Annotated in this window: 25 protein-coding genes; 16 read left to right on the forward strand and 9 right to left on the reverse strand. The window is 70.7% G+C overall.

All coding sequences use genetic code 11. The features are described from left to right. Positions 1-38: 38 nt before the first annotated feature. Positions 39-1,403 (reverse strand): amino acid permease, encoded by a 1,365-nt coding sequence (locus VFZ70_15180; protein ID HEX6257149.1) that lies wholly within the window; start codon positions 1,401-1,403, stop codon positions 39-41. Between the two features lie 321 nt (positions 1,404-1,724). Here VFZ70_15180 and VFZ70_15185 point away from each other — a divergent pair, with 321 nt between their 5' ends. Both VFZ70_15185 and VFZ70_15190 read left to right on the forward strand, forming a co-directional pair. Next, positions 1,725-1,967, forward strand: a complete 243-nt coding sequence (locus tag VFZ70_15185; protein HEX6257150.1) for a DUF3039 domain-containing protein — start codon at positions 1,725-1,727, stop codon at positions 1,965-1,967. 142 nt (positions 1,968-2,109) lie between these two features. Continuing rightward, positions 2,110-2,607 carry a GNAT family N-acetyltransferase gene (locus VFZ70_15190; protein ID HEX6257151.1) on the forward strand — a complete coding sequence of 166 codons (498 nt, stop codon included), beginning with the start codon at positions 2,110-2,112 and terminating at the stop codon, positions 2,605-2,607. A gap of 58 nt (positions 2,608-2,665) precedes the next feature. Here VFZ70_15190 and VFZ70_15195 read toward each other — a convergent pair whose 3' ends face one another. Then, positions 2,666-3,367 (reverse strand): GNAT family N-acetyltransferase, encoded by a 702-nt coding sequence (locus VFZ70_15195; protein ID HEX6257152.1) that lies wholly within the window; start codon positions 3,365-3,367, stop codon positions 2,666-2,668. A gap of 141 nt (positions 3,368-3,508) precedes the next feature. Between VFZ70_15195 and VFZ70_15200 the strand changes: the two genes are divergently transcribed. The 5 genes from VFZ70_15200 (at position 3,509) to VFZ70_15220 (ending at position 10,634) form a co-directional block, all read left to right on the forward strand. After that, positions 3,509-3,907 carry a RidA family protein gene (locus VFZ70_15200; protein ID HEX6257153.1) on the forward strand — a complete coding sequence of 133 codons (399 nt, stop codon included), beginning with the start codon at positions 3,509-3,511 and terminating at the stop codon, positions 3,905-3,907. A gap of 102 nt (positions 3,908-4,009) precedes the next feature. Beyond that, entirely contained in the window at positions 4,010-5,647 is a 1,638-nt protein-coding gene (locus tag VFZ70_15205; protein HEX6257154.1) for a hypothetical protein, read from the forward strand. Between the two features lie 72 nt (positions 5,648-5,719). After that, positions 5,720-6,415 carry a Bax inhibitor-1 family protein gene (locus tag VFZ70_15210; protein HEX6257155.1) on the forward strand — a complete coding sequence of 232 codons (696 nt, stop codon included), beginning with the start codon at positions 5,720-5,722 and terminating at the stop codon, positions 6,413-6,415. A 629-nt stretch (positions 6,416-7,044) separates the two neighbouring features. Then, the gene (ileS, locus tag VFZ70_15215; protein ID HEX6257156.1) at positions 7,045-10,161 is read left to right on the forward strand and encodes an isoleucine--tRNA ligase; all 3,117 of its coding nucleotides are present in this window, start codon (positions 7,045-7,047) and stop codon (positions 10,159-10,161) included. Further along, positions 10,161-10,634, forward strand: a complete 474-nt coding sequence (locus VFZ70_15220; protein ID HEX6257157.1) for a VOC family protein — start codon at positions 10,161-10,163, stop codon at positions 10,632-10,634. The genes ileS and VFZ70_15220 overlap by 1 nt, the downstream gene beginning before the upstream one ends. Before the next feature lie 244 nt (positions 10,635-10,878). Here the strand turns inward: VFZ70_15220 and VFZ70_15225 are convergent, their stop codons facing one another. After that, positions 10,879-11,097: a hypothetical protein gene (locus tag VFZ70_15225; GenBank protein ID HEX6257158.1), complete on the reverse strand. Its 219-nt coding sequence runs from the start codon at positions 11,095-11,097 to the stop codon at positions 10,879-10,881. Positions 11,098-11,254: 157 nt separating this feature from the next. Between VFZ70_15225 and VFZ70_15230 the strand changes: the two genes are divergently transcribed. The 3 genes from VFZ70_15230 to VFZ70_15240 all read left to right on the forward strand — a co-directional run bounded on the left by VFZ70_15230 (position 11,255) and on the right by VFZ70_15240 (position 14,227). Further along, positions 11,255-12,019 (forward strand): SDR family oxidoreductase, encoded by a 765-nt coding sequence (locus tag VFZ70_15230; GenBank protein HEX6257159.1) that lies wholly within the window; start codon positions 11,255-11,257, stop codon positions 12,017-12,019. Positions 12,020-12,176: 157 nt separating this feature from the next. After that, entirely contained in the window at positions 12,177-13,397 is a 1,221-nt protein-coding gene (locus VFZ70_15235) for an acetyl-CoA C-acetyltransferase (protein ID HEX6257160.1), read from the forward strand. A 20-nt stretch (positions 13,398-13,417) separates the two neighbouring features. Further along, positions 13,418-14,227 carry a hypothetical protein gene (locus VFZ70_15240; GenBank protein HEX6257161.1) on the forward strand — a complete coding sequence of 270 codons (810 nt, stop codon included), beginning with the start codon at positions 13,418-13,420 and terminating at the stop codon, positions 14,225-14,227. Positions 14,228-14,313: 86 nt separating this feature from the next. Here the strand turns inward: VFZ70_15240 and VFZ70_15245 are convergent, their stop codons facing one another. From VFZ70_15245 to VFZ70_15255, 3 genes are all read right to left on the reverse strand, one after another. Then, complete coding sequence (locus VFZ70_15245) at positions 14,314-14,568, reverse strand: hypothetical protein (protein ID HEX6257162.1); 255 nt, start codon at positions 14,566-14,568, stop codon at positions 14,314-14,316. Then, the gene (locus VFZ70_15250) at positions 14,565-16,250 is read right to left on the reverse strand and encodes an acyl-CoA dehydrogenase family protein (GenBank protein ID HEX6257163.1); all 1,686 of its coding nucleotides are present in this window, start codon (positions 16,248-16,250) and stop codon (positions 14,565-14,567) included. The genes VFZ70_15245 and VFZ70_15250 overlap by 4 nt, the downstream gene beginning before the upstream one ends. A gap of 172 nt (positions 16,251-16,422) precedes the next feature. Continuing rightward, positions 16,423-16,668 (reverse strand): hypothetical protein, encoded by a 246-nt coding sequence (locus VFZ70_15255; protein ID HEX6257164.1) that lies wholly within the window; start codon positions 16,666-16,668, stop codon positions 16,423-16,425. Between the two features lie 248 nt (positions 16,669-16,916). On the opposite strand from VFZ70_15255, the gene VFZ70_15260 reads away from it, so the two are divergent. Then, a complete protein-coding gene (locus tag VFZ70_15260) occupies positions 16,917-17,654 on the forward strand; it encodes a hypothetical protein (GenBank protein ID HEX6257165.1) in 738 nt (245 codons plus the stop codon). Here the strand turns inward: VFZ70_15260 and VFZ70_15265 are convergent. After that, on the reverse strand, positions 17,596-18,429 hold the full coding sequence (locus VFZ70_15265) for a PIG-L family deacetylase (protein HEX6257166.1): 834 nt from the start codon (positions 18,427-18,429) through the stop codon (positions 17,596-17,598). The genes VFZ70_15260 and VFZ70_15265 overlap by 59 nt on opposite strands. A 34-nt stretch (positions 18,430-18,463) precedes the next feature. After that, a complete protein-coding gene (locus VFZ70_15270) occupies positions 18,464-19,123 on the reverse strand; it encodes an HAD-IA family hydrolase (GenBank protein HEX6257167.1) in 660 nt (219 codons plus the stop codon). Between the two features lie 96 nt (positions 19,124-19,219). Here VFZ70_15270 and VFZ70_15275 point away from each other — a divergent pair, with 96 nt between their 5' ends. The 5 genes from VFZ70_15275 (at position 19,220) to VFZ70_15295 (ending at position 24,608) form a co-directional block, all read left to right on the forward strand. Further along, on the forward strand, positions 19,220-19,486 hold the full coding sequence (locus VFZ70_15275; protein HEX6257168.1) for an HPr family phosphocarrier protein: 267 nt from the start codon (positions 19,220-19,222) through the stop codon (positions 19,484-19,486). Between the two features lie 2,179 nt (positions 19,487-21,665). Next, the gene (locus VFZ70_15280; GenBank protein HEX6257169.1) at positions 21,666-22,253 is read left to right on the forward strand and encodes an isoprenylcysteine carboxylmethyltransferase family protein; all 588 of its coding nucleotides are present in this window, start codon (positions 21,666-21,668) and stop codon (positions 22,251-22,253) included. Between the two features lie 561 nt (positions 22,254-22,814). After that, the gene (locus VFZ70_15285) at positions 22,815-23,183 is read left to right on the forward strand and encodes a VOC family protein (protein ID HEX6257170.1); all 369 of its coding nucleotides are present in this window, start codon (positions 22,815-22,817) and stop codon (positions 23,181-23,183) included. A 66-nt stretch (positions 23,184-23,249) separates the two neighbouring features. Then, positions 23,250-23,861, forward strand: coding sequence for a YdeI/OmpD-associated family protein (locus VFZ70_15290; protein ID HEX6257171.1), 612 nt, complete (start codon positions 23,250-23,252; stop codon positions 23,859-23,861). 561 nt (positions 23,862-24,422) lie between these two features. Next, complete coding sequence (locus VFZ70_15295) at positions 24,423-24,608, forward strand: hypothetical protein (protein HEX6257172.1); 186 nt, start codon at positions 24,423-24,425, stop codon at positions 24,606-24,608. Between the two features lie 60 nt (positions 24,609-24,668). Here VFZ70_15295 and VFZ70_15300 read toward each other — a convergent pair. Beyond that, a partial coding sequence (locus VFZ70_15300; protein ID HEX6257173.1) for a PP2C family protein-serine/threonine phosphatase occupies positions 24,669-25,487 on the reverse strand: 819 nt, incomplete at its 5' end.

Genomic DNA, 25,487 nt, shown 5'->3' on the forward strand with positions numbered 1-25,487 from the left:
ATCCTCTTCCGGAGAGGGGAGCCGCACCGTGCGCCGCGTCAGTCAGCCAGCGTCCCGGCGTCCAGCTCGCCGGGCGTCCCGCCACCGAGCGCACGGTTGACGAACCAGAGGGCCACCCCGACTGCGAGCAGGATGCCCGCCCGCAGGTAGATGCCAGCCGTGTGCTGCGTCAGCATCCCGAGGCTGACCAGTGCTCCGAGCACCGGGATCAACGTCGGTGCCACGTAGTGGTCGTGGTCGACGTGGTCCGATCGGAGGACGAGCACGGCGACGTTGACGATCGCGAACACCGCCAGCAGCAGCACGACGGTCGTGTTCGCCAGCGCATCGAGGTCGCCCGTCAGCACGAGCGCGGCGGCGAGGATCGTGGTGAACACGATCGCCGGGAACGGCGTCTGCCGCCGGGGCGACACCCGGCCCAGTACCGACGGCACGATACGCTCTTCGGCCATGCCGTAGACCAGCCGCGAGGCCATGATCATGTTGATCAACGCCCCGTTGAACAGCGCGAACAGCGCGATCGCCGAGAACAGGGTGGTCGGCACCGACAGCGAGCCCTGCTTGACGACCTCGAGCAGCGGACCGTCGGAGTCCGCGAGCTGTTGGGTCGGCACCACCGCCGACGCCGTCATCGTGACCAGGGTGTAGATGACCGCGGCGGCGAGGAGCCCCCCGAGCAGCGCGATCGGGTACGACTTCGCCGGGTGTCGGACCTCCTCGGCCACGTTGACCGAGTCCTCGAAGCCGATCAGGGCGTAGAACGCCAGCGATGCTCCTCCGATGATCAGCAGCAGCGGCGAGCCGTCGCCTGAGAACCGGAAGTTGCGCGAGAAGTCGAACTGCTCCGCACCCACCGAAGCGAGTCCGATCACCACGATCAGCAGCAGCCCGAACACCTCGATGCACGTGAACACCGCGTTCATCCTGACCGACTCGGAGATGCCGATCGCGTTGATCACGGCGATGACGGCGATGAAGCCGAGCGACACCACCACGATGGGCAGGGCGATGAACTCCTTGAAGTAGTCGCCTGAGAACGCGATCGCGAGCGCTCCCGCCGATGTGATGCCCGAGCACATGACGGCGTAGGCGACGACGAACGTGAAGAACGGCTGCTTGAAGGCGCGGTTGACGTACAACGCCGCGCCGGCGGCGCGCGGGTACTTGGAGGCGAGCTCCACATAGGCGAATGCCGTCAGCGACGCCAGCACGAAGGCGGCGAGGAACGCCGTCCAGATGGCACCGCCGACCTCGGCGCCGACCTCGCCGACCAGCGCGTAGATGCCTCCGCCGAGCATGTCCCCGAGGATGAAGAAGAACAGCAACAGCGGGCCGATCACCCGCTTCAGCTGTGTCCTGTCGGTGTCGGATGCCGTCTCGCGATGCCGTGTGCCCTCAGCCATGAGCCGACCGATCTGCCGATGTCACGTTCGACAACGGGCTGGCGATGACCGGGGACAGGGGCTACGTCAGGACGTTGTTGCGCGGCAGTAAATCACATGCGGTCGCGCGACACGAGACTTGACCGCATGCGCTCGTACCGCGTCGGATCAGTGCGTCCGACCCGGCCGTCGGCGTGCGACCAGCACGTTCGTCGTCGCCCGCGGGTGGCGGGCGTGGCCGTTGGTCAGGTTGTGGGCCGGTCCCGGGCGGGCATACTTTTGTGGGCCTGGTTGTACGAGACGCTCGGGCGGACCGGCTCCGCCGGACAGGAAGCACCTGGCATGACCAGCACCACGACCGCAACGCCGACGCCCCGCGTCCGGCCGCGCACCTCAGACGGCGACGACAAACGCTACGCCCACATCATCCGCGCACCGAACGCCGACGCGGTGATCACCGAGGCGATGGTCACCGGGACACCCGTCGTGGCGCTGTGTGGGAAGAAGTGGGTGCCCAGCCGCGACCCTTCACGCTATCCGGTGTGCCCTGTGTGCAAAGAGGTTCGCGCCCGCATGCTCAGCTAGTGCCGGACGCCCCGTCAGCCGGTCGCGCCACCGTCCCGGTCGGCCGGCCGCGGCGCGGACCCGTCGGTTGTCGCGCCACCCTCCGCGGCGCGACCCGGACGACCCCCGTGGGCCACCGGCGACCCACGATGTGGCGCACGGCGTGAAGATCCGGTTGCGCAAGGTGCGACCTGGCGACGGCCGCGACCTCGCACAGGCGTGGCGCGACCAGGCGGCGGTGTACGCCGACCTCGACCACGAAGCGTTCACGGTGCCGGAAGCCGACGGGCTGGGCTCATGGCTGGTCGAGAGCCTGGAGGCGCAGGCCGATCCGGACCGCCGACTCGTGCTCGTCGCGGACGTCGACGGTCGCGCGGTGGGCTTCGTCGTAGCCGCGGTCGTCGCAGCCCATCCGCAACCCGACCGTCAGATGCAGCGCGATCTGCGACAGCGCCGCGTCGGCATCGAGGCGCTCGCCGTACGCCGGGACGCCTGGCGACACGGCGTGGGCTCCAGGCTGGTCACGGCGGTCGAGGACTGGGCACGCAACCGCGGTGCCGCCACCGTGAGCGCACAGGCCTGGATGGGCGGCCCGGCCTCCGACTTCCTCGCGGCCCGTGGCTACACGCCGCGCGCGACGCTGCACGCGAAGGCGCTGTGAGGGCAGACGCAGCGACCGACACCGCGGGCGTCCACCGCGGACCCGTGGCGGTGCGGCGTCACCCCGCTGCGGGCGTGCCGTCGAACAGGCCGTAGACCGTCCAGCCCCTGTCCGGGAACCCGACGGCATCGGCGACGCGTGCCGATGCCTCGTTGCGGCGGTCGTGCAGGTAGGTGGGCAGGCCGTCCTCGTCAAGGATGCGCCGGCCCGCCTGCGCGACGAGCCGCCGAGCGAGTCCGCGACCCTGCAGCCGCGCGGTCGTGACGACGGCGAGCTCATGACCGATCGGGTCGTGGCGCTTGATGCCCACGCCGGCGCCGTACGCGCCGTCCTCGTCCCAGGCGATCAACACCTGCGGGTAGTTGAACGGTCGCAGCCAGCCGGGCACCCGGGCGTCGTCGCGGTCGACCCACTCACCGGCATCGGGCAGCGCCGACGCCGTCGCGACGGTCTCCGACCAGCGGAACACGCCACGTCCGAGGATCTTGTCGTCGGCGCCGACCGCGCGCACGATCGCGCTCCTGACGCTGCGGTCGTCGAGCGGGCCGACCACGGCCGTGACCGCGGACGCCCGATCGGGTGGCACCGACAGCAGGGCCCGGTCCGGTGTCCCGACGCCGACGAGCCGGGCGACCGTCCCGTCCCAACCGGGCCGGTCACGCACGTCGGTTCCGACCACGTCGACCGTGCCGCCCGGCGGCCATGCCCCCAGCCACCCTCGGAGGTGCGCGACGAGCAGCGCGCTGTGGGCCTCGGTCATCGCGCCGATGCTACGCGCCGGACGTGGGCGCGCGGCCGGGGCGCGGGGCGGCGCGGGCGGCGCGGGCGGCGCGGGGCGGTTGTCGACGACCGGCATGCACGGGACAATGACCGCCATGCGGCGGGCGGCGAGGAGTGCACCGTGACGGTCGAACGGCACAGCCCCGGTGGGCGCACGGCTGGCCCGGGCTATGCTGAGATGGCGATCACCACAGGGGTGCGGCTCGCCTGGATGGCCGGGCAGTGCCCGCTGGACGAGGCCGGCGCACTGGTCGCCGCGGGCGACGTGGCGGGCCAGACCCGGCAGGTGGTGGCGAACCTGCGGGCATGCATGATCGACGTCGGTGCGCGCCCAGAGCACGTCGTCCGCACGACGGTCTACGTCGTCGGAGAGCGGGGCGCACTCGCGACGGCGTGGAGTGTGTTCCGCGACTCCGGCATCAGCGGCCGGCCGATGGCGCCGGCCACGCTCCTGGGCGTCCAGCGCCTCGGCCACGAGGGCCAACTGGTCGAGATCGACGCGATCGTGTTGTTGGACTGAGACGGCCCCGCAGCGTTCAGCGCCACGCGGTGGCATCATTGAACTACCGAGCGCTACGCTGTAGTGGCGAGATGGCACTAGTCTTGTCGGATGGGGTCAGACATGGCGTGGAGCGACGCCGGACGGTCCGGGCACATCGGCACCACACACGACGGCATGTCGTTCGCGGAGACCACCCCATGGGTCTTTCCCTTCGACCGCACGCGTCACGAGCGCGCCCGCGCCCGGCTGGGCCCCGATCGCGCCGCCGAGTTCACACGGCCCGCAACCACGACGGACGTCATCGAGCTGTACGCCCGCGAGCTCGACGAAGCATGCGCGGGGATCGGACGGGACCCGTGGTCCGATGCGACCGTGCCGGCGGACGTGCTCGACGTGCAGGTTCGGCTCGCCGACGTCGAGGAACGCCATCTCGTCCTCGTCGGCCGCGAGCCCACGCACGACACGCTCACCCTGGCCGAACTGGCGGTCGCACACCGGCGCCAGCTCGTACGGCACCTGTCCACGCAGCGTCCGCTGCTTGCCCTCGCCCTCGTGCTGCTGACCCACCAGCTCCACGCCGCGGGGCGCATCGGTGACGCCGTGGCCGCGGGGCGGGAGGCCGTCGAGATCCTGACCGATGCCGGGACCGACACGGGTGACGACAGCCGCGCCGCACTCGTGCTCGCGCTCGACGTGTCGCTCATGAGCCGCCTCGCCAGTGGCAGCCACGACGAGGCGGTCGGCGACCTCGTGCGCGCCACCCGCACGCTCGACGACCTGGCGCGCGACGAACCGGCGTTCGAGGCGGACCTGGTCGATCATCTGGAAGTGCTCGCGATGACCGGTGGACATGGCGCGGGGGCGCTCGACGGCGGCAACGATCGGCTCGAGCGTTCGGTGTGGGAGTCCGGACCGCACGGGCTGCAGACCACGCGAACACACGCCGACGAGCTGTACGACGAGGCCGTGCGGCTCGCGACGTCCGACGGCGACGGGCCTGCGGCCGCGGTGGCGGCTGGAGCCGCCGTCTCGGCCTACCGCCGGCTGCTCGCGGCCCAACCCGCCGAGCACTGGTACGCGGCGCTGCGGCGTCTCGCCCGCGCACTGTGGCGCCACGCCATCGTGCTCAACGAGCTGCTGGGCCGGCCGCGCGACGCGACGGGACCCGGACGCGAGGCGCTGCTGCTGACCCGACGCGCGTTGCGCGTCGTCGAACACGCAGACGAGTTCGACAGCCTGGTCGGCGAGTTGGGCATCCGGCTCCACGACCTCAGCCACATCGCCCACTGCGCCGGCCTGATCGGCGAACACGACCAGCTCGCCGAGGAGGCGAGGCGCCTGGCCGTCGACAGCGTCGGCGCCGAGGCGATGCGTGCGCTGGGCGTCGCGCTGCACGACCGCGCGGCGGAGGCGTGCGAGACAGCGGTGGTGCTGGCTGAGCACGGGCGCGACATCAGCCCTACCGTGGCGGCCGGGCTCGGCAACAGCCGTGCAGCGGTCGCAGCGCGGCGAGCCGTCCTCACGGGCGATCCGATGTCGCGATGGGAGTTGGCGAACTCGCAGCTGGCCAGCGGGCACTTGTGGTGCCTCAACGGCGATGGCCAGCGCGGCGCGCAGGCCATGGCCGACGCGCACGACACGGTCCGCGCACTACCCGGGCAGGCCGGGCAGACGATGCGCGAGGCAGCCGAGGCCGCACTGATGGCGGCGTGCTCGGCGTACCCGGACATCGTCCCGCACGACGACTGGCTGCGCTGAGCCGATCACCCGTCCCTGCGGCTAGGATCGCGTCACACAGCCACCGTTGACCGACCTGAGGATCTCCCAGCGATGACCGACGCCGCCACCCTCCGCTATGCGACGCCCGTCGCGCAGGAGTCCACATCCGTCCGCGCGCAGTTCCTCCGTCGGGTGTACGTCCACCTCGGCGCCGCCGTCGCGGCCTTCATCATGCTCGAGCTCGCGTTGTTCTCGACCGGGCTCGCGGAAGCGATCACCGTGTTCGTCATCAACACGAGCTGGCTGCTGATCCTGGGCGGCTTCGTGTTGATCTCGTGGCTGTCGAGCAGCGTCGCCTTCCGCGCGTCCACGCCGACAGCGCAGTATGCGGGTTATGGCGCGCTGATCGTGGCCGAGGCGCTGATCTTCGCGCCGCTGCTCTTCATCGCGTCGCTGCAGGCGCCCGGCGCCATAACCCAGGCGGCCATGCTGTCGGTCGTCGGCTTTGCCGGGCTGACCCTGATCGGTCTGACGTCGGGACGTGACTTCTCGGCGCTGGGGGCGCTGCTGAAGTGGGGTGGGATCGTCGCGCTGATGGCGATCGTGGCGGCGGTCCTGTTCGGCTTCGGTCTGGGGACGTGGTTCAGCGTCGCGATGATCGGCTACGCGGGCGGCGCGATCCTGTTCGAGACGTCGAGGGTTCTGCTGTCCTATCCGGCCGACCGGCATGTGGCCGCGTCGATGCAGCTGTTCGCCAGCCTCGCGCTGCTCTTCTGGTACGTCCTGCGTCTGCTCTCACGGAACTGAGCGGGCGCCTGCGCGTCCGCACCCGCCGTCAAGGTCGGCACCGGCCCGTGTAGCAGTTCCGGTGCAACTCGGTGAACCCGCCTGACGTGCACAGGCGCAGCACCGCGTCGGTGATCCCGACCCCGCCCCGTAGTCGTGTGGCGCCCAACCACCCTGCGGATCGACAACCACCATGCGGCACGGATCACGAGGTGGTTGGCGAACGACGCGAATATCAGGTGCTTTGACATCCACCCCGACACACCGCCACCCACCTCGTGCGACGGCGACCACCCCTCGGGATCAGGCAGCCCGATCCCGAGGTGGTCGTCACAACGCGAGGTGGTCGTTACAACGCGAGGTGGATGTCGTATGGCGGGTGGCCAGGAGGGTTGGGCGGTGGCGCCGCCCGGGGCTAGGCTGGGTGCACAGGCGTCGACCCGGCCATCACCGGCGAGCCTCCGGAAGAACCGGCCGCGCGCGGCCCAAGTAGAACCGGACGGGACCGGCCCGTCACAGCCGGCAACGAAGCGGATCCTGCTCCGGCAGGGTCAAGCGAGGTGGTACCGCGGGTGTCCCCGGCCGACACGGCCCGGCGTCCGTCCTCGCACACGGCAACGACCACGATGTGTGCGAGGGAGACCGACCGCATGGCGTACCCCATCGACGACCCCACCCGTGACGTCTCGGCGGCCGCGAGTTGGCCTGCGATCGAACGCCGCATCCTCGAGCACTGGGCGACCGACGGCACGTTCGAGGCGTCCGTGGAGCAGCGCCCCGCCGGCGAGCACGGCAGCAACGAGTACGTCTTCTACGACGGTCCCCCGTTCGCCAACGGCCTGCCGCACTACGGGCACCTGCTGACCGGCTACGTCAAGGATGTCGTGCCGCGCTACCGCACGATGCGGGGCGAGCGCGTCGAGCGCCGGTTCGGCTGGGACTGCCACGGTCTGCCCGCCGAGGTCAAGGCCGAACGAGACCTGGGGATCACGACCAAGGCCGAGGTGCTCGACCTGGGCATCGCGCGGTTCAACAACGCATGCCGCACGTCGGTCCTGCAGTACACGCAGGACTGGGAGGCCTACGTCACGCGGCAGGCGCGCTGGGTCGACTTCGACAACGACTACAAGACGCTCGACCTGGACTACATGGAAAGCGTCATGTGGGCGTTCAAGACGCTCTACGACAAGGGGCTGATCTACGAGGGCTTCCGGGTCCTGCCCTACTGCTGGCGGTGCGAGACGCCGCTGAGCAACACCGAGACGCGCATGGACGACGTCTACCGGCCCCGCCAGGACCCCGCGATCACGGTCGCGATCACGCTCGACACCGGCGAGAAGCTGCTGGTCTGGACGACCACCCCTTGGACGCTGCCCAGCAACCTGGCCGTGGCGGTCGGACCCGACATCGACTACGCCGTCGTCGAACGTGACGGCACCCGCTACATCGTCGGTGAGGCGCGCCTCGCCGCATACGAGCGGGAGCTGGGCGAGGCCGAGGTCGTCGAACGACGCAAGGGCAGCACGCTGGTCGGCCACCGCTACACGCCGCTGTTCGACTTCTTGGACGACACGCCCAACGCCTACCAGGTGCTTGCCGGCGACTTCGTGTCGACCGACGAGGGCACCGGCATCGTCCACATGGCGCCCGCCTACGGCGAAGACGACCAGACAGCGTGCGCAGAAGCCGGCATCCCCGTGCGGGTCACCGTCGACGACCACACACGTTTCACGTCGGTCGTGCCCGACTACGAGGGCCTACAGGTCTTCGAGGCCAACCCGCAGATCATCCGCGACCTGCACGAGGCGGGCGTGCTGCTGCGCCACGACAGCTATGAGCACCCGTATCCGCACTGCTGGCGGTGCGACACGCCGCTTGTCTACAAGGCGGTGTCGAGCTGGTTCGTCGAGGTCACGAAGTTCCGCGACCGCATGGTCGAGCTCAACCAGCAGATCACCTGGGTGCCCGAGCACGTGCGCGACGGCTCCATGGGCAGGTGGCTCGAGAACGCGCGGGACTGGTCGATCAGCCGCAACCGCTTCTGGGGTTCACCCATCCCCGTGTGGCGGTCCGACGATCCCGCGTACCCGCGCGTCGACGTGTACGGCTCGCTCGACGAGATCGAGCGCGACTTCGGCGTGCGCCCCACCGATCTGCACCGTCCGGTCGTCGACGATCTGGTGCGCCCCAACCCGGACGATCCGACGGGGCGGTCGATGATGCGCCGGGTCCCCGAGGTGCTCGACTGCTGGTTCGAGTCGGGGTCCATGCCATTCGCGCAGGTCCACCACCCATTCGAGAACGCCGACTGGTTCGAGCACCACTATCCCGGGGACTTCATCGTCGAGTCCATCGGGCAGACGCGCGGGTGGTTCTACACGCTGCACGTGCTGGCGACGGCGCTGTTCGATCGCCCGGCGTTCCGCACCTGCGTGACCCACGGCATCGTGCTCGGCAGCGACGGCCGCAAGATGAGCAAGTCGCTGGGCAACTACCCGGACGTCTACGAGATGTTCGACAGCTACGGCGCCGACGCCATGCGGTGGTTCCTGATGGCGTCGCCGATCCTGCGCGGCGGCGACCTCATCGTCACCGAGCAGGGCATCCGCGACAGCGTACGACAGGTGCTCAATCCGCTGTGGAGTGCGTACAACTTCTTCACGCTGTACGCCAACGCCGAGGACTACACCGCCACGCGGCGGACGGACTCCACGCACGTGCTGGACCGCTACGTCCTCGCCAAGTTGCATGCGCTGGTCACCGACGTGACGATGGCGATGGACGTCTACGAGATCTCCGGTGCGTGCGCGCTGGTCCGAGGTTTCTTCGACGCGTTGACCAACTGGTACATCCGCCGCTCGCGGGACCGGTTCTGGGCAGGGGACCACGATGCGTTCGACACGCTGTACACCGTGCTGGAGACGGTGTGCCGCGCCGCCGCGCCGCTGCTGCCGATGGTGACCGAGGACATGTGGCGCGGGCTCACCGGCGGGCGGTCGGTGCACATGACCGACTGGCCCGAGGCCGACGCGCTGCCGACCGACGACGGGCTGGTCGCGACGATGGACCGGGTGCGCGACGTGTGCTCGGCGGCGCTGTCGCTGCGCGAGGCGAGGCGGCTGCGGGTACGCCTGCCGCTTGCGTCGCTGACCGTGGCGACACAGGACGCGAAGCAGCTCGAGGCGTTCACCGATCTGATCGCCGACGAGGTGAACGTCAAGGAGGTCGTGCTGAGCGACGACGTGGACGGGGCGTGCTCGACGGTGCTGACGGTCAACCCACGCGCCGCCGGACCGCGGTTGGGCGGCGACGTGCAGCGAGTGATCCGTGCGACGAAGTCCGGGGACTGGACGGTCGACGGTGATGCGGTCACCGCGGGCGGCATCGAACTGCGCCCCGACGAGTACGACCTGCGGCTGGTGCCGGCCGAACCGGACCGTTCAGCACCGCTGCCCGGCAACGTCGGCGTCGTCGTCCTCGACACCGAGGTGACGCCCGCGTTCGCGGCCGAGGGACGCGCCCGCGACGTCGTCCGGGTCGTCCAGCAGGCGCGGCGCGACGCCGGGTTGAACGTCTCGGATCGGATCGAACTGCACGTCGACGGCGACGATGCCGTGGTCGACGCGGTCCGCGAGCACGAGGCGTTCGTCGCGGGCGAGGTGCTGGCGGCGACGGTGGCGTACGGCTCGCTCGGGGCCGAAGGTCACGTCGCGGAGGGCACCGTCGGCGACGACGAGGCGGTGCGTGTGTCGGTCGTCCGCGCCTGATGGCGAGCGACACAGCCCCGCCGGCGCCCGTGACGACGCCGCAACTGCAGCTCGTCATCGACTGCGCGGACCCCGACCGGCTCGCGCGGTTCTGGGCCGCGGCGCTCGGCTACGTGCCGCCGCCCCCGCCGGACGGCCACGACTCGTGGGCCGACTGGTACCGCAGCGTCGGGGTGCCCGAGGACGAGATCGACGACGGCGTCGACCGGCTGGTCGATCCCACCGGCACCGGGCCGTCGGTGTGGTTCCAGCCCGTGCCGGAAGCCAAGTCGGTCAAGAACCGCCTGCACCTCGACCTGCTCGTTGCCGGGCGCGGCACACCCATCGCAGAACGACGCCGCATCGTCGACGCGGAGGTCGAGCGGCTCGTCGGCCTCGGGGCGACGATCGTGCGCGTGGTCGACGGCGATGTCCGCGACCATTACGCCGTGACGCTGGGCGACCCCGAGGGCAACGAGTTCTGCGTCGGGTGACCTGACCGCCATCCCCCCGCCTGTCGACACCGTCTGGGCACTGTTCGTCGCATCCGCCGGGCCGACGTCCGATGACCGCCCGCGGTGGGAGCAGCGCATCGGACGCGATGACGCGCGTGCGGGTGGCGCGCCCGCTTCGGGCCGCAGTCGGGTGCCGGGCTGTCGGCCGGCGATGGCGACAGCCGGTGGTGGCTCGTGTGGAGGGTCCGGCGTGCCAGTGGCCGCCGACCGATGTGGTGCTAGGTCAGCCGCACTCGGGGCACGACAGTTCGAGGCACAACGAGGGCAGGTACACCCCGCCGCGACCTCCGCAGCGGGCGCAGTCCACGCCCGTGTCGGCCATGCTCGCGCCGGCCGGCAGACCGTCAGCGACCATGCTGACGGACGGCTGTCCGAGCGACGGGAGCCCGAGCGGGCCTGCGGAATGCGGTTCGGCGACCTCTGAGACAGAGCCAGCGGGCATCTGGGCCTCCTGACGCAGTAGCGTCACGTCTGGCGTCGCGTCGCCCCGCCGCCTCGGCCGGAACGGACGCGGCGCGTACGGATCACCCGGAAGCGTAACCGATCATTCGACTGCGCGACACTGGCAATTCGCCCGGATCACGAGAAGGTGGACGCCCATGGAGCTCGACGGACGCGTGGTCGTCGTCACCGGGGCGGGTCGCGGCATCGGTGCAGCCCTGGCCCGCCGGTTCGCGAGCGAGGGCGCGCGCGTCGTGGTGAACGATCTCGACGTCGACGCCACGGCCGAGGTCGCCGCAGACATCGACGGCCACGCCGTCCCTGGCGACGCCACCCGCGCCGACGGTGCCGCCCGCCTGGTCGAGCAGGCCGTCGACCATCTCGGACCGATCGACATCTTCTGCGCGAACGCGGGCATCGCCGTCGCCGGTGGACCCGACGCGTCCGAGGACACGTGGGCACGGTCGTGGGAGGTCAATGTGATGGGCCACGTCCGCGCAGCGCGCGCACTGCTGCCGGGTTGGCTCGAACGCGGTCGCGGCCATTTCCTCGCGACCGTGTCCGCGGCTGGACTGCTGAGCCAGATCGGGTCCGCTCCGTACGCCGTCACCAAGCACGGCGCCCTGGCGTTCGCCGAGTGGATGGCGATCACGTACGGCGACCGCGGGATCACGGTGCAGGCACTGTGCCCGCAGGGCGTGCGCACCGATCTGCTGGAGCGGGCCGACGAGCGCATCCGCGCGCTGCTGGAACCGTCGGCGATCGGCGTCGAGCAGGTTGCCGACGTGGTGATGGAGGCACTGGCCGACGGCCGCTTCCTGATCCTGCCCCATCCTGAGGTCGGCGGCTACACGGTGCAGCGCGCGGCCGACCACGACCGCTGGCTCGCCGGCATGCGTCGACTGCAGTCGCGGCTGGGCTGACCGGTCATGGCTGGGACGACGCGCACCGGTTGCACATCGCGAGCGACAGCGGCCGGTTCGCGTCGGCTCGGGCGCGGGTTGGGCCGAGAGGTCGAGGCCCCGGATCGCGCGGCCACAATGGGGGTAGATCTGCCGCGCAATCGTCGAGGGAGTCGCCATGTCGGAAGCCGTGATCGTCGCCACCGCCCGTTCGCCGATCGGACGTGCCAACAAGGGGTCGCTGACCGGTCTGCGGCCCGATGACCTGACCGCCACGATCGTCCGGGCTGCCCTCGACAAGGTGCCCGAACTCGACCCGACCGAGATCGATGACCTGCTGCTGGGCTGTGGCCTGCCGGGCGGTGAGCAGGGCTACAACATGGGTCGCGTCGTCGCCGTGCTGCTGGGGCTCGACGGGGTGCCGGGCACGACGGTCACGCGCTACTGCTCCTCGAGTCTGCAGACCACCCGCATGGCGTTCCACGCGATCGCCGCAGGCGAGGGCGACGTGTTCATCTCCGCCGGTGTCGAGATGGTCAGCCGATTCACGAAGGGCACCAGCGACGGCCTGCCGGACACCCAGAACCCGGCGTTCGCCGACGCACAGGACCGCACGGCCAAGCGCGCGGAGCAGGGCGCGGAGTCGTGGGAGGACCCCCGCGACCACGGTGACATGCCCGACATCTACATCGCGATGGGCCAGACCGCCGAGAACGTGGCCGCGCTCCGTGGGATCAGCCGCACCGAGCAGGACGAGTTCGCGTGCCGGTCGCAGAACCGGGCCGAGGGGGCGCTCGACAACGGCTTCTGGGAGCGCGAGATCACACCCGTCACGACGCCGGACGGCGCCGAGATCGCCACGGACGACGGCATCCGGCGCGGCACGACGATGGACAAGCTGGCCGGGCTCGACCCTGTGTTCCGCCCCGACGGCACCGTGACCGCCGGCAACGCGTGCCCGCTGAACGACGGCGCCGCGGCGGTGGTCGTGATGCGCGAGTCGAAGGCGCGCGAGCTGGGCATCCAGCCGCTGGCGCGCGTGCTCGCCACCGGCGTGACGGGCCTGTCGCCGGAGATCATGGGCCTTGGACCGGTGGGCGCGACCCGTCAGGCGCTCGACCACGCCGGCATGACCATCGACGACATCGACCTGGTCGAGATCAACGAAGCGTTCGCGGCGCAGGTGATCCCGTCGTACCGCGAGCTGGACATCGACATCGATCGCCTGAACGTCAACGGCGGGGCGATCGCGGTCGGACACCCGTTCGGCATGACCGGCGCACGGATCACGACCACGCTGCTCAACAGCCTTGCGTACCACGACAGGACGATCGGGCTCGAGACCATGTGCGTCGGCGGCGGTCAGGGCATGGCGGTCATCTACGAGCGCCTGACCTGACCGGTCCCGGCAGCGCGGCGATGGAGCTCGACGCCCCGGTCTGCGCCACCTGCGCGGTCCAGCAGCAACCGGGCGCGCCCCAGGACGTCTGCCCGATCTGCGAGGACGAGCGTCAGTGGGTGCCGGCCGACGGGCAACGTTGGACCAGCCTGCGCGAGCTCGCCGGGGACGGCCACCGCATCGAGGTGCGCGGGATCGAGCCCGGCGTGCACGGCGTCGGGGTCATCCCGTCCCTCGGCATCGGCCAGCGCGCATGCCTGATCCGTACCGACGCCGGCAACCTGCTGTGGGACTGCGTCGGCTACATCGACGACGACGCGGTCACCGCAGTGGGCGACCGCGGCGGCATCGCCGGGATCGCATGCTCGCACCCCCACTTCTACGGCGCGATGGTCGAGTGGAGCCACGCATTCGACGACGCACCGTTGTGGCTGCCGACCGCCGATAGCGCATGGGTGCAGCGCAATGACACCGCGATCCGGTGGTGGGACGACGAGGCCGAGCCGCTGCCCGGCATCCACCTCGTGCAGTGCGGTGGCCACTTCGACGGGAGCGCGGTCGCGGTCTGGGACGAGGGCGCGGACGGGGCGGGCGCCGTCTTCGTCGGCGACACCGCGACGGTCGTCAAGGACCGCACCGTCAGCTTCATGCGCTCCTATCCGAACCTGATCCCCCTGCCCGCGGCGACAGTCCGCGAGGTTGCCGACCGCGTGACGCGCCACCCGTTCGCGCGCATCTACGGCGGCTGGTGGGACACGGTGATTGCCGCCGACAACGGGCTCGTCGAGCGTTCGGCCGAGCGCTACGTCCGGTGGATCGAGGGCGGCTGACCGACCGCAGGACGGCCCGTCGGCAGACGTCAGCCAGTATGGCCCCGCGTGCCGTGGCGGTCGAATGTCGAGCCTGCCGGCCAGGACTAGGAGCTGCGCTCGAACAAGGTGGCCGCCAGCTCCAACGCGAACGCGACAGCTATGTAGATCACGACGGCGACGACCACGCTCTTCGCGAACGATGACAAGGTGCGCCTTCTGAAGGCGGCCACTGCTCCCACCAGCGCGGCGATGAGCAGCAGCGCGAGGATGACGAGCACGATCAGCCCCCACTTACGGGGGCACGCCGCAGCCGGCCGCGGAGTCGACAGGATCTCGAGCGATACACCACGCGCGGTCAACCCGTGCGCGGCGTCGCCCGGTCGATGATGGGCTCCAGGTCGAGGCCGGTCGGCAAGGTGCCGTAGAACGCGTGACCACCGGACAAGCGGGTGGCGCACCAGGCATCGGCGACGGCGGTCGGGGCGTGGCGCACCAGCAACGCCCCCTGCACGACGGCGGCCATGAGCCCGCTCATGCGCCGCGCGCGGTGCTCGACGGCGTCACGGTCCGCCAACTCGGCACGCAACTCCGCAGCGGCGGCGTCGAGGCGGGCGTCAGCACCGGACGCCGCGTCGACCTCGTCGAGCACCGCGTCGACGGCCTCGGGCGTACGCGCGACGGCCCGCGGCACGTCGAGCGCCTGGACGTTGCCCGCGCCCTCCCAGATCGAGTACAGCGGGGCCTCGCGGTACAGCCGCGGCATCCCCGATTCCTCGACGTAGCCGTTGCCCCCCAGGCACTCCAGCGCTTCGGCGACGGCGGTGACCGACCGCTTGGTCGTCGCGTACTTGGCTGCCGGGACGGCCAGGCGCGTGAGCATCCGGTCGTGCTCATCGCCCGCGGCAGCCCGCCCGAACGCGGCCGCCAGACGCACGGCGACCGCGGTCATCGCCTCCGCCTCGACGGCCAGGTCGGCCAGCACCGCCGTCATCGCCGGCTGGTCGACGAGCCGGCGCCCGAACGCCCGCCGGTGGCTCACGTGGTGGGCGGCCTGCGCGACGGCGTGACGGGTGGTCAGCGCGGCGCCGATCACGCAGTCGACCCGTGTCGCCACGACCATCTCGATGATGGTGGCGACCCCGCGGCCCTGCTCACCCACGCGCCACGCGACCGCGTCGGCCAACTCGATCTCGCTGGACGCGTTCGCCCGGTTGCCCAGCTTGTCCTTCAGCCGTTGCAGTCGGACAGCGTTGCGCGTGCCGTCGGGCAGCACCCGGGGCAACAGGAAGCAGGTCAACCCGTCGGGTGCCTGCGCGAGCACGAGGAAGGCGTCGCTCATCGGCGCCGAGCAGAACCACTTGTGCCCGGTCAGCCGCCAGGTGCCATCGGCGGTGGAACGCGCGGTCGTGGAGTTGGCACGGACGTCACTGCCGCCCTGCTTCTCGGTCATCGCCATGCCGGCGGTCAGCCCCGGTTTGTCGCCGGGCGCGCGCAGGTCCGGGTCGTAGTGACGCGACACCAGACCGGGCTCCCACATGGCGGCCAGCTCCGGTTCCCGGCGCAGCGCCGGGACGATCGCATGGGTCATCGACACCGGGCAACCGTGCCCCAGCTCGGTGTGGCACCAGACGTAGAACCCGGCGGCCCGTGCGGCGTGCTCTGAGCCGGCGGGCACCGATGCGGCTGCCATGTCGCCGGCCCACGGTCCGCCGGTCAGTCCCGCGTCGACCGCGACCCGCATCAGCTCGTGGTACGCGGCGTGGTAGTCGACCTCGTCGAGACGGTGGCCGTACCGGTCGTGGGTCCGCAGGCGGGGCGGATTGGCGTCGGCGTCCTGTGCCCACCGTTGCGCGCGGGTGCCGCCGGCCAGCCGTCCGAGCTCGTGCAGATCGTCGAGGTACCAGGCGGCGCCTTCGCGCTCGACCGCCTCCAGCAGCGGCGGGTAGGCGGCGACGTCCCAGTCGATCAGCGGCGGCGGCTGGTTGCGCACCTCGTGGGTCGCCCACCCCGGTGGGGTCGCGACGTGTTGATCCGTCGTCATCGGAGCGCTCCCTCGCGTCGGCTCAGTGACGTTCGCCACGGGGCCAGTCTCGCGGGTGCGGCGTAATCTCACCATGCCGGCCCGCTGGTCGAGGCGTGCGCAGGTCCGCTGCACAACACGCACCCCCGCTCAGTCCCCTCGATGGAGCCGACGCGTTCCGGCGATCAGAGGATCAGCCGCGGCAGAGCACTTCGCCGTGCACGATCGTCAGCCAGCCGTCGTCGCGGGCGGCCCACCGGTGCCAGGCCTCGGCGACCTCCGCGAGCTCGTCCGCATCGGTCAACCCGCGGTCCACCGCCTGCCGGGCGAAGGTGGAGGACCGCACGCGGTCGGCCCACAGGTCGCTCCACCACGCGCGCTCATCCGGTGCCGCGAAGCACCGCACCGAGGCCGGGGCGTGGACGACGTCGAACGACACGTGGCGCTGCCGGACCTCGGCGGCAACAACAGGTTGGACTCACTCACCCACGTGGTCGCCACCGGCGAGGCCGGCCTCCTGTTCATCGTGCCGGGCAGACCGAGACGGTGCGGCTCAACGGCCCGGCCTGGCTGACGACCGCAGCGGACGTGCTCGACAGCGCGCACCCTGAGCTGCGTCGCCCGAACACGCGCTGGTGGTCGAGACCGCCGAGCTGTTCGTCCACTGCGCGAAGTCGTTCCGGCGCAGTGACGTGTCGGATCCGTCGACCCTGGGACGCACTGGCCGACGCACCCGACCTCGCGGACATCTTCATCTGCCAGTTCGGCGGTGACACGGACGCCTACCGGGCCGCGGTCGCCGACGCCTATGTCGCGGGGCTGGCGGAGGACCGCCCGGACCACGCAGTGAGCCCGGGGCGACGCACGTTCCCATGGGTGGCGCGGCAGATCCTGCACCGCCCACCGCGGCAGGGGCACACCAGGGTTGTCGCGGTCGACGGCGGATCCGGCGCGGGCAAGACGACGTTCGCGGCGTCGCTGGCGGACGCCCTGGACGCACCGGCCGTCCACACCGACGACGTCGCCTGGTGGGAGGACTTCTTCGACTGGACGCACCTGCTGTGGCCTACACCATCTGGATCGACGCCGACCGGCAGCCTGCGATGGATCGTGGAATGCACGGGACGGCGAGGCCCTGGTTCTGGCGGGAAGGAGCGGCGGCCGAAGAGCGCCACCTCGACGAAGACCGCCCGTGGGCGCGCGGACCTCATCGTGTCGAACGATGCGGCGGCTGCGCCACTCGACGCCACGCCTGGCGTCGTCATCGCTCGGACGGCGACGTGGACGCGCGTCGCGCGACCCAGGTCGCCGACGGGCTCACCGCACAGCCAGGACGTCGGCCGACCCTCCACGTCCCCGCGCCTGCTCAGCCGAAGAAGCTGTTCTCGCGCAGGCCCGGCCACGGTGCGGGGACCTCGCGGATGAACAGGTCCCGAGGCGCGATCCGAGAGATCAGCCATGTGGGGATCCTGCTGATCGGTCCTGTGTCGCCGCGCTGGCTGGCGTGACACGCGGCCGCGGCGCGCTTGGCCGCCCAGCCCGCTCGGGCGTCGATGCGCGTCGTGATCCTCGCGGGATCCATCCCGACGCGCGTCAGGTCGACGTCGTTGTTCACACCGAAGCGCGTCGGATCGCGACCGAGCAGTCGCATGGCGCGGGTCATCACCTTGACCCACCGGTTCGACATCGTCTCGCTGTACAGCCGGGTCGGCTGGAACGGCGTGCCGCGATCGGGGTGCCGGGCCGGGTCGCCGGCAGCGTCGAAGGCAGCACGGACCAGAACGTGGCAGCGGACATGGTCGGGGTGGTGGTAGCCACCCTGCTCGTCGTGGGTGATGACCACGTCGGGTCGGACGTCGCGGATCAGGTTGACGAGCTCGGCGGTTGGCTTCTCCGGGTCGACGTTCATGAACGCCGCGGGGTCGTCGTTGCGTGGGTCCCCGGTGTAGCCCGAGTCGCGGTGCTCGAAGTGGTGCAGGGTGGCCCCGAGCTGCTTGGCTGCGGCCCGGAGCTCGTCGCGTCGGATGGTCGCGAGCGCCGCTCCGTCGGGATACCCGGGCGCCGGCGCCCCCGCAGACCCATCGGTCATGGTGGCGATGTGGACGTCGACACCGGCGGCGCTGTGCACCGCGAGCGTCGCGCCGGGACCGAAGGCCTCGTCGTCGGGGTGTGCGAACACCGCCAGCAGTCGTCTGGTCATGACCATCGCAGCGTAGTGCCGAGCGTCTGCACACTCAGCTCGCCGCGTCGACGGCGGAACCGAGGTCGGCGAGGTCAGCGATGACCGCGGTGGCGCCTGCGTCACGCAACATGTCGGCGTGGCGGTCGACGCAGTGCCCGCCGCCGACAAAGCCGATCACGGTCATGCCGGCCGCGACGCCCGCCAGGACACCGTTCGCGCTGTCCTCCACGACGACGCAGCGCGCTGCGTCGATCCCCATGCCAGCGGCGGCGTGCCAGAACAGGTCCGGCGCCGGCTTGCCATGGTCCACGGCGTCCGCGGAGTAGACGTGCGGCCCGAAGAGGTCGTCCAGGCCCGTCCTCACCAGCTTCCAGGTCAACCGCGGCCACGGCGTGCTCGACGCGACGCAGCGCGGACCGTCCACCGCTGCGACCGCCTCGCGGGCGCCGGGCACGGGTCGCAGGTGGTCGTAGATCGCGCGGCGGAGCGTGGCGTCGAGCTCGACGAAGAACGCCGGAGGCAGCGGAGCGCCCGTTCGTGCCTCGACGTCCGCGGCCAGGTCGCGTCGCCACCGGTCGGGCGAGAGCCCCATGAAGGTGCGCACGTACGACGTCCGGTCATAGCGCACGCCGAGCTCTGCGAGGGCGGCCAGCTCGACCGTCAGGTAGACCGCCTCGCTGTCGACCAGCACACCGTCGCAATCGAAGATCAACGGTGGATACACAGAATCAACGCTCCGGGTCTTGTCAAACGTCCCAGCGGGCCCAACTTCAAGGTGAGGCATCGGACCGGCACAACGGGGTGTCACATGCCGAGCAGAACCGTCACCGTCGTCAACGACAGCGGCCTGCACGCCCGCGCTGGTCGCGTGTTCGTCAAGTCGGTCGTCGACCACAAGTGTGCCGTCACGGTCCGCAAGGGCCCACAGTCGGTGGACGCCCGGTCGACGCTGGCCATCATGTCGATGGACTGCGGACCGAACGACCAGATCGAGATCGTCGTCGACGGCGACGACGCGGAGCGCACGCTCGCCGACCTTGTCCGCCTGGTCGAAAGCGGGCTCGGCGAGCTGTGACCGGTCGGCGTCAACGGGCTTCGGACGCCCCGTCGACGACCGGCGACGGACCGGCGACCGCGATCGGCGGTCGGCAGGAGCGGCGCTTCCACCTGGGTGTGCGGCGTGACGACGAGGAACTGCGGGACGCGATCGGCGACGCGGGCGTCAGGCCGCTCGGTGCGAGATCGGGCGCATCCTCGGCATCTCGCACCAGTGCGTCAGCCAGGTGCTCGCTCGACGACCCGCGTCGCCGTTCTGCCAGGAGCCCGCAACCCGTTCGTCGACGCGGAGGAGTGCCGCGCACGAGTCTTGGAGTGCTGGCGGCATCGATCGGTGGCGACGATGTATGACGAACCCAAGGTCGAGGACATCGTCTCGCGCTGCTGCACCTCAACGCGGCACGGCGGGCGTGGAAGAGCTTCGACTGGGACGCCATGGCCCGCCTCCACGAACACGGCCACATCGGCGATCCCCGATCGACGGCGAAGTCGGTCCCCCTGACCGACGAGGGGCGTCACGCTCGCCGAGCAGCCGTTCCACGCCCACTTCGGACTCGGCACGGACGACGAGTGGGCGGGCACGTCGGCGAACGCCGGCTGGCGACAACCACTCCAACGCCGTGTACCGGTCCCTGCAGTCATCATCCATCCGACAGACGTATCAGATGCCTGTCGCGGATTCGCCGGGTGAACCGACCCGGGTGTGCCTGCTGCCGGTCGCGCTGGAAGGGGGTTCGGTTCCGGCTGCCCAAGGGCCGCGAGCCTGCGCACGAGGATGCGGCGCTCCGCCGAGGTCGGGGCCAGGCGCAGCGCCTGCTCGTAGACGGCTCTCGTGTCCTGGGACCGGCCCAGCCGCCGCAGCAGGTCCGCGGGTCGCCCACAGCAGGTGGTAGCCGTCGAGCGCGCCCGACGCGACGAGGTCGTCCACCAGGGCGAGGCCAGACGGGATGCCGTCCGCGATCGCGATGGACACGGCACGGTTCAGTTCCACCACCGGCGACGGGGCGGCGCGAGCCAGCTCGCCGTACAGGTGGGCGATCTGCACCCAGTCGGTGCGCTCGGCGTCCGGGGCGGTCGCGTGGCATGCCGCAATGGCGGCCTGGAGCTGGTACGGGCGGTACGGCGGTGGGCCAGCGCGGCGTCGAGGGTGGTGACCCCTTCGACGATGAGGGCCACGATCAGTAGGCACCGCCGGTCCCGTCGACGGTCGACCGTAGGTGGACGCCTGGCGGAATCGGCAGTCCGCCGGGCCGGGGGTCGATGGACAGGACTCCACGTCGAAGTCTTCGGCCCCACCAGGACTGGGCGGAATCTAGGGGTCGTCGGCGGTCTGTCGACACCCGGAACCGCCAATCCCCTAGCTTCCCGGCGCGGCGTCGCGCCTGCGTCAACACGCCGGCGGCGGCGCTGACCGTCCAGCATTGCCGCCGGGAAGTCGAACGCCCGCGCGACGCCGCCCGCCGCACCCTCACGCCAGCCGGCGTCGACCTCGCCTGGGCACGCGGCCGTTCCATGAGCACCGACGACGCCGTCGCCTACGTCGGCAAGACCGAAACACGCGGCTGGCGGACTGGCGCAGCCTCACCTGCGCACCGCACGTTACGGTCGCGACGTCGCAGCGCGGCGGTCCCCGCGACGCAATCGACGCCCGAGACGAGCGCGGAGGTCCAGCATCCCGAAGCCCGTGGTGCTACGCAGCGTTACCGTCTGCTGACCAGCCCGAACGTGGTCCGGGTTCGGCATCGCCATCGCAGTTGGCGCGATTGCGGTGCTGATCGTGCAGGTGGGAACCGTTGCGGATTCTGGTGCGGCACCGGCGCTGAGGCACGAGCGGCCACTGCTGACCTTGCGTACGCTGCTGGCGGTCACAGGAGGCCTGGCTCTGGCTGCATCTGTGGAAGCCATCGGCGATGCGGGCGACCGCATAGAGCACACGGTCCAGTCTCTCTCACTGGGCGCGCGCAACCTCGTGCCATGCCGGGACGCGATGATTGAGCTGACTGCGGGCGCTCTCACGCTCGGTAGCACGAAGCCCTCGAGGATGAGGACGTCGACAGTCTTCGCATCGGCCGGCGAGACCGCGGTCCGCCAACACCCTGTGCGTTGCATACTGGCTACAACAGGCCAGTAGTGCCCCTCACGGGTCGAGGAGGGGAAGCGACGTGCACGCGGCCACGGCTCAATTCCTGGCGGCATTGATGACAGCAGCCCACGGGGCCATCTGGGTGCTGGGTTCCCGGTGGGAGCGCCCCGGTCGCGATGCCCGGCTGCGGGTCAGGCTGCAGCCCCCACGCCTCATCGGTCGGGGAGGCGACCTGGCACAGGTTGTCCCGCTCCTGTATCCGGCCTTCGTGGTCGTCGCCCCCGGGTGGGGATACGGCGGGTGGCTGAACTGGTCCTCCGGCATCGATCCCCTCCTGCAAGGGATCGGCCTGGGACTGTGGGCGGTAGGAATGGCCGTGCTTGTCTGGGCCGCCCGGGTCCTGGGACGGTACGTGAGCGTGGAGGGCGTGACGGTGGACCACGAGCTGGTGACCTCCGGGCCCTACCACTACGTCCGGCATCCCATCTACAGCTCTTCCACGGCCATTGCGGTGGGGCTCAGCCTCGTGTTCCGCAGCTACCTGCTGGCGGGGGTAGCAGTGGCGTGGACGATGGCCACCATGTGGTGGGTGGCGGCAGAAGAGGAGTTACTGGCCTCCCCCGAGGGACTCGGCGACGCCTACCACAGGTACACCGAACGGACCGGCCGGTTCCTGCCCAGGCGACGGCGGGCTCGAGAATGACCCCGGCTGCTAGGCCAGGGAGGCCCGCTCGAACGACCTCGTGTCCAGGACGCGCGCCCGGGCAATAGCTGAACGACGATACATGCAGCCCGGCCGCATGCGGACAACGCCGCTCCGCGCCAGCGGACGGGACGATGGCCGGACCTGGTCTCCGGCGCCCTCGATCGCGGGTCGGCCGAACCTAGAGCCGGGGCGACATCGCGCCAACAGCCGTACAGGAGCCGCACGAGGGAGTCGACAAGTACGGCCCAATGTCTCCACGCTGCGTCGACCGAATGCGGCTCTCGCTGGGAAGGGTGGAGTCGACCGGGCGCGAACATCCTCACGCTCAGTAGCTTCGTGCCCGCCGTCTGGTCTCGGGCTGGGAAAGTGCGGTAGTGCAACGTTCCGGGATCGGTTTGCCACCGAAGACGCGACGATCTTACGGCAGCGGATGTCTGCGGTCATCAATCAGTGATGTCGAGGGTCGTAGTGACCCGCCTCAGCGGCGATGAATTTTCCACGCCGCCGCGGTCATGACTGTGCGGCGTGTTGCGGTCGACCTATCAACAAGGAGCAGCCATGAACCTCAACAGCGTGATGATCGGATCGGAGGACGCCAAGCGCCTCGCAGACTACTACACGAAGCTGTTTGGCGCGCCCGACTGGTCCGAGCAAAGCTTCACCGGTTGGCAACTCGGCGCAGGTTCACTCACTGTCGGGCCGCACGACGAGGTCACGGGCAGCAATCCCGACCCGGGCCGGATCATCTGCAACATCGAGACCGCCGACGTGAAGGGCGAGTTCGAACGGGTCGAGAAGGCCGGCGCCATCGTCGTGCGAGAACCGTACGAGCCGCGCCCGGGGGAGGGCATGTGGATCGCGACGCTCGCCGATCCCGACAACAACTACTTCCAGCTGATGAGCCCCATGAGTCCATCTGCGGACTGACAAGGTGCGCGGGATCCGGCGCCGCCGTTGCCGGAGAGCCCGCGGCAGACTGTGTGCATGTCACTCGTGGACGTCCCAGCGACCGCCTCGGAGCATCCGCCGACCTGGAAGTTCGGCTATCCGATCTACCACGCCGAGACGCGAGAAGCCTGGCGAGCGTGGCTTACCGCGTATCACGCCGCCACATCCGGGGTGTGGCTGGCGTCGTGGAAGCGCGGCACCGGGTGGCCCGCCGTCCCCTACGACGAAGCGGTCGAGGAGGCGCTGTGCTTCGGCTGGATCGACTCGACCGTGAACACCCTCGACGACGCCCGCGGCCTGCAGTTGATGACGCCCCGGCGGCCGCGCAGCGGCTGGACGCGCCTGAACCGTGAACGGGTCGCCAGGCTCGAGGCCGAGGGCCGCATGACCGAGGCGGGACGCCGCGCCGTCGCGGTCGCGAAGGACAACGGTTGGTGGTCGCTGTACGACGCGGCGGAGGACCTCGTCGAACCGGACGACCTCGCCGGAGCGCTCGACGCGGTGCCCCGGGCGCGCGCGCACTGGGACACATTTCCGCCATCGGCGCGCAAGCAGATGTTGTGGCAGGTCATCAGCGCCGCAAAGCCCAACACGCGGGCCCGGCGGATCGCGAAGATCGTGGCCGACGCCGAACAGGGACGACGAATGGGGCAGTGATGGCCTCCCCATACGCCTAGAGCGCTGCCCAGAACGTGAAGCCCGAGCAGGGTGGTGCGCTCCAACCGTCCATGACGCTGCGGGACAACGTGGCAGCGGGGCGACAAGCGACGCTGCCCGCCAGCGCCTGATCGTGGCAGTGCGGCGGGTTCCAAACCCGCTGCCGCGGTTCTGCGTCCGAGCCAACATGGCCGAACGAGCCCTCGACAGTCGCTCCGACGGGCTGGACGTGCTCGATGCCATGGCACTGACCCCGAAGTAGCTGCCGGACCATCGCGCCGACGTCGAGACCGGCACGGCGATTCGTGCCCTGCAGCGCATGGACACCGTCCTGCGTGACCACCCCGACCGCGTGAAGCGGGCCACGGTGCATCTCCGGCTGGCGACGCTCCAGGCGTGGGCCGCAGGGTCCTTTGACGACGCGCTGGACAGCGAACGGCGGGCCGTGGCGCTGTTCGAGGAGTCGGGGATGGTCCCGCCCGCCGCCCGGCACGGGTGGAGCTTGCATGGGTGCGCTGCGCACGCGGGGAGTGGGACGCGGGTCTCATCGAGTGCCGCGACGTGCTCGCGGAAGCCGAGACGGCAGGCGACGTGGTAGCCATCATCTGGGCGCTGCAGGCCCTGGGCACTGCGCTCATCGCGCAAGGCGTGTTTCCGGAGTCTCGGGAAGCGTTGCGCCGGTCGACTGCGCTCGCCGGCGAGCAGCGGTTGCCGCCAGCAGTCGGCACCGTTCCTCACGGAGAGTGATCAAGTCGCAGGTTCTCGATGTCGGACCTTCGCCGCAAGGTCCGCGTCGGCGATCGACGCCTAGGTGCTGCCATGACGCCGGCTCGGCCGTAGAGCCATAGCGTCCCTGTCGCGGGGACTAGTCGAGCCGGGGTGGAGCTCAGCCGGGGTTCGTGTCGGCTGACGGGCGACGTCGTCTGCGGCTCCGCCGTGCCAGTCGAGACACAGGACGGTGGCGTCGTCCTGGAGCTGGCCGCCGGCTGCCTCGAGCACTGCATGCGTGAGGTCCTGCACGGCTTCCCGGGGATGCATGCCGGCGCTCTGCACGATGAGGCCGCGGATGTCGACGCTTGCCGCATTCCGCTCGATCATCCCATCGGTCAAGAACACCAGCCGGTCACCCTGCGCCAGCGGCACGGGATGCACCGTGTAGCCCCCGGAGACCAAGGTCCCGAACGGCAAGTCGGGCGGCAGGACGAGGCTCTCGACGCGACCATCGCGCAGCCGCAGCGGCGCAGGGTGGCCGGCGTTGACGATGCTCGCGGTGCCCGTACGCAGGTCGATACGAGCGAGCTGACCGGTCACGAAGCCGCCCCCCGACCCGACGTAGCGGCCGAGCCCCTCGTCGGCAAGAGCTGCCTGCGCGGCCAGCTCCGCGCCCGCGCGACGTGCGTTGCGCAACGCGCCGACCAGCAACGTGGCCAGGACGGACGCCTCGACGCCATGACCCATCGCGTCCGTCACCGACACGTGGAGCACATCACGCTCCACGGCGAAGTCGAACGTGTCACCCGCGACCTCCCCCGCGGGCTCGAGCCACGCCGCGAGCGTGAACTGGCCACCCTCGCAGGTGAACGACCCAGGCAACAGGCGGTGCTGCACCTCCGCCGCCAGGGTCAA

This window comes from Euzebyales bacterium, assembly GCA_036374135.1.
GTDB lineage: Bacteria > Actinomycetota > Nitriliruptoria > Euzebyales > JAHELV01 > JAHELV01.

Coding starts and splice junctions, on each gene's coding strand:
- VFZ70_15250 (HEX6257163.1), bottom strand. CDS start 16,250: ATGACGACGGATCAACACGTCGCGACCCCACCGGGGTGGGCGACCCAC.
- VFZ70_15195 (HEX6257152.1), bottom strand. CDS start 3,367: ATGACCGAGGCCCACAGCGCGCTGCTCGTCGCGCACCTCCGAGGGTGG.
- VFZ70_15285 (HEX6257170.1), top strand. CDS start 22,815: ATGAACCTCAACAGCGTGATGATCGGATCGGAGGACGCCAAGCGCCTC.
- VFZ70_15280 (HEX6257169.1), top strand. CDS start 21,666: ATGACAGCAGCCCACGGGGCCATCTGGGTGCTGGGTTCCCGGTGGGAG.
- VFZ70_15275 (HEX6257168.1), top strand. CDS start 19,220: ATGCCGAGCAGAACCGTCACCGTCGTCAACGACAGCGGCCTGCACGCC.
- VFZ70_15180 (HEX6257149.1), bottom strand. CDS start 1,403: ATGGCTGAGGGCACACGGCATCGCGAGACGGCATCCGACACCGACAGG.
- VFZ70_15210 (HEX6257155.1), top strand. CDS start 5,720: ATGACCGACGCCGCCACCCTCCGCTATGCGACGCCCGTCGCGCAGGAG.
- VFZ70_15230 (HEX6257159.1), top strand. CDS start 11,255: ATGGAGCTCGACGGACGCGTGGTCGTCGTCACCGGGGCGGGTCGCGGC.
- VFZ70_15220 (HEX6257157.1), top strand. CDS start 10,161: ATGGCGAGCGACACAGCCCCGCCGGCGCCCGTGACGACGCCGCAACTG.
- ileS (HEX6257156.1), top strand. CDS start 7,045: ATGGCGTACCCCATCGACGACCCCACCCGTGACGTCTCGGCGGCCGCG.
- VFZ70_15240 (HEX6257161.1), top strand. CDS start 13,418: ATGGAGCTCGACGCCCCGGTCTGCGCCACCTGCGCGGTCCAGCAGCAA.
- VFZ70_15225 (HEX6257158.1), bottom strand. CDS start 11,097: ATGCCCGCTGGCTCTGTCTCAGAGGTCGCCGAACCGCATTCCGCAGGC.
- VFZ70_15265 (HEX6257166.1), bottom strand. CDS start 18,429: ATGACCAGACGACTGCTGGCGGTGTTCGCACACCCCGACGACGAGGCC.
- VFZ70_15185 (HEX6257150.1), top strand. CDS start 1,725: ATGACCAGCACCACGACCGCAACGCCGACGCCCCGCGTCCGGCCGCGC.
- VFZ70_15205 (HEX6257154.1), top strand. CDS start 4,010: ATGGCGTGGAGCGACGCCGGACGGTCCGGGCACATCGGCACCACACAC.
- VFZ70_15235 (HEX6257160.1), top strand. CDS start 12,177: ATGTCGGAAGCCGTGATCGTCGCCACCGCCCGTTCGCCGATCGGACGT.